Below are 2,967 nucleotides of genomic sequence, written 5' to 3' on the forward strand. Positions count from 1 at the left end.
GCTCTCCATTTCCTATCATCTTGAACCCCTTTGACGATACAGTTGAAATGATATACCCTCTTGATGTATCCCACAAGCTGCTTGAATGTCCTTTTGCTAATAGCAGCTTCTTTTGTCATCCTGTGCCTCCCATTGATGGATGAATTTAGCTATATATTTTCATCAATGGGAGATTTTTTCAACTGCAAAATGAGGATGAGGTTTGGAGCAATCTTCATGCCATTTCTTGAGCCTTATCTCCTTGTTCCGCGAATTTCCCTCTCAGGCCGCGTGATATCTCTCATCACTCCCTATCTACTATCTCCTCCAACTTTTGAGAAGTTCCGGGGGGCGAGCAGGACCAGCAGGACTTCTCAAAAGTTCATGGAGCGTAAGATGAGGAAAATCTAGGTAACATAAGGGTTTTTGAGCAAATTCGCGATAGATTAGAGCGCGAATTTCCTTTGAATCACTTACACCATCTAAGCCTTTCCCCATCTGCATTCTTCAAAAGTTTTTGCGAAGTCCTGAAGTTCTGGGCTTATATTTGACCCCTTTTTCGGTTTATGATATACTTTGTTCCAATCGGCGAGGGAACGTAGGCTGTGAGAGAGAAGAAGAGAGGGTTAGATCCCTTTAACCCCACAGTGATATCCTGTCCGAATGCCATGAAGAATTACGGCCTTCTCTCCAGATTTAAGGATCACATCGCTCTGGTAACAGATGCATTTGCTATCATCGTGGCTATCATGCGCGTTGTCGATGAAATAAAAGGGGACGGGTGATAGAACATGATAAAGGTCAGGCTCGGATATATCCTTTTTATCCTCATTCTCCCTTTTTTAGGAGGTTGCATCCATCGCGAGGCCCCTCCTCCCAGATGGCAGATAGTTCGCTCGCCGGGCAAGGAGAGATATCTGACGGGGATATCCTTCATCGATGAGAAAAATGGATGGATCATCGGACGGAGCGGTTTCCTCCGAAGGAGCTTCGATGGTGGCAGGAGCTGGAAGATGGTGGATTTGGGGACGAGGGAGGATCTATATGACATATACTTCCTCAACGATCAGTTGGGATGGATCGTAGGCGGAAACGGCCTGATCATGCGCACAGAGGACGGCGGGGTGAGCTGGAAGAGGTTTCCCAGCGGCGTCAACTGCGAGCTGAGATCTGTCCGGTTTCTCACCTCCAACATCGGTTGGGCCGTCGGCGGAGAGGAAAGCACGGGGGTGATTTTGGCTTCGCGCGACGGTGGAAGATCGTGGATCAAGCAGGCGAAGTTCCATGCCACCGAGCTCTATTCCGTTGATTTCGTCGATGAGAAGCACGGATGGGCATGTGGGCTTTTCGGCACCCTTGTCAAAACCACCGACGGAGGCAAAACATGGCGTAGGGTCAAAACGGGCGTCAATGAATCGCTGTTTGACCTGGACTTCGTGAACGAGACGGCCGGTTGGGCGGTGGGCGTCTTCGGATTGATAATTCACACGGAAGATGGCGGAAAGACATGGCAGAGGCAGGACTCCCTGACCACACATCACCTCTGGTCCGTCCAGTTCGCCGATGAGAAGGAGGGATGGATAGCTGGATGGGAGGGCGTTACCCTTCACACCACTGATGGCGGCAACTCGTGGTTTTTCATCCCAAATCAGGTCAGCGCGAACCTCCTCGGTCTCTCGTTTGTCTCAAGAAAGAAGGGTTGGGCCGTCAGTCAAAACGGGCTGGTGCTCCACACTGAGGACGGCGGGATCACATGGAGGATACAGTCCCGACTGAGCAAACCGAGCTTGAAGGCTGTCTGGTTTGTGGATGATCGCTACGGCTGGGCGGTCGGCGATGGGGGGATAATACTACACACCGAGGATGGCGGCAGAAGCTGGAACGAACAGAAGTCACCGATTCAGAACGACCTATATAGTGTCTGCTTCGCGGACAGATTGAACGGGTGGGCTTCAGGCGACATGGCGACCGTGATTCATACATCGGATGGCGGGAAAAGTTGGGAAGTTCAGGTGAGCGGGTTGTCCAACCCCGAACTTAAGATAGGACGTGACGGGCTGCCATGCTTTGACGGATACAATAACCTATATGATGTCTTCTTCATCGATAAAAACGAGGGTTGGGTTGCCGGATACGTCGGTATGGTCTTTCACACGAAAGATGGCGGCAGGAGATGGGAGAGACAACAGGTCCCGACCGATCAGACTCTCCTTTCGATCTATTTCATCAGCCGTAAGATCGGCTGGGTGGCAGGACATGGAGGGGTGATCTTCAAGACAACCGATGGAGGGGAAACCTGGATCCCGCTTTTCAGCGGCGTTAGCGAGCCCATAAATGCCATCTACTTCGTTGACGATAAACACGGCTGGGCCGGAGGATTCGGCGGGATAATAGCCACATCGGATGGAGGGGAGAGCTGGCATCAGGAACAGATCGGAACCAGCGACCCGATATGGGGCATCTATTTCAGGAATAAGAAGACCGGATGGGCAGTTGGCACGAACGGACTTATCCTCCAAACTGTAGATGGTGGGAAAACCTGGATGAGGGTGAATGTGGGAATAAAAAGAGCTTGGCTATATGACCTCTGTTCACCGGATGGTAGGACACTGTGGGCGGTGGGATCGCTCGGCCTGATCATGAGATACGGAAGCTGAACTTTTGGATTCTGTCCCTGAATATGATCCTCTGGAGGATCGGGTGGATCTTCAAGACCGAAAGCGTTATTATGCCTCGGATGTGGTTATCCTAATCCGGTACGACAGATCAAAGCTGTTTGTTTAAGCCACGACAAACTTCCTTAAAAGATCCCTTGATGGAAAGCCCTCCCTATACCATCATCTATAGAGAATACCCGATCTCAGAACTTCTCAAAAGTTGGAGGAGATAGTAGATAGGGAGTGATGAGAGATATCACGCGGCCTGAGAGGGAAATTCGCGGAACAAGGAGATAAGGCTCAAGAAATGGCATGAAGATTGCTCCAAACC

General features: G+C 50.6%; 2 protein-coding genes. Both read left to right on the forward strand.

Annotation, left to right across the window (positions count from 1 at the left end):
• Window positions 1–584: 584 nt before the first annotated feature.
• Window positions 585–764: a hypothetical protein gene (locus J7M22_10015; protein ID MCD6506944.1), complete on the forward strand. Its 180-nt coding sequence runs from the start codon at window positions 585–587 to the stop codon at window positions 762–764.
• 6 nt (window positions 765–770) lie between these two features.
• The gene (locus J7M22_10020) at window positions 771–2,636 is read left to right on the forward strand and encodes a hypothetical protein (GenBank protein ID MCD6506945.1); all 1,866 of its coding nucleotides are present in this window, start codon (window positions 771–773) and stop codon (window positions 2,634–2,636) included.
• The last annotated feature ends 331 nt before the right edge of the window (window positions 2,637–2,967 follow it).

It is taken from the genome of Candidatus Poribacteria bacterium, assembly GCA_021162805.1.
In the GTDB taxonomy this organism is placed as follows: domain Bacteria; phylum Poribacteria; class WGA-4E; order B28-G17; family B28-G17; genus JAGGXZ01.